Here is a 542-nt window from a genome sequence, read left to right on the forward strand (position 1 = left end):
ATGACAATTTTATATACTCCATAAACCCTTTAAATTAATTAGGTGGTTTATGTCGCACTTCAAGTTTTACTCTGCCTAGTATCCCTGTTCAAAGGTGATTTTCTGCCATAACTCATTTACACGTTTGGCAATACCATAGCCGTTGTTATGCTCATGTCCTTTATAAACCAAGAGTAGATGGCAGTGGTAGCCTTTGTCCGCACCTTGCTCTAAAGCCCAAGCATACTCAATCAGTCCCTCAAAGATTCTATCTTGATTGTGGATATACTGCCTTAACGTCCGCATATCACGATCAAAATCCTCAATACCAATTAAATGACGATAATCTTTCTTATACATCAGATCTAGCCTTACAACTAGAATCCGAGCATAACGCTTAGATACAGCTTTCATACGTTCAGTTAATTGCTTGGTATTTTCACTTTCACTATACCGATGATCTCTTAGCTTACGTTTATGCCTTGTTACGGCTTTGTTGCACAAACCTATCTGTAAAGGCTTTTTCAGCGATATAATTTTCAAATGAAGAAGCCTACACACAA

1 protein-coding gene is annotated in these 542 nt (G+C 37.6%); it reads right to left on the reverse strand.

Annotated elements, in window-relative coordinates:
* Positions 1 to 75: 75 nt before the first annotated feature.
* Positions 76 to 542 (reverse strand): inovirus-type Gp2 protein (locus NO346_RS14665; RefSeq protein WP_256415603.1); only part of this gene is annotated, 467 nt, incomplete at its 5' end.

The organism is Acinetobacter sp. 5862 (genome assembly GCF_024494585.1).
In the GTDB taxonomy this organism is placed as follows: domain Bacteria; phylum Pseudomonadota; class Gammaproteobacteria; order Pseudomonadales; family Moraxellaceae; genus Acinetobacter.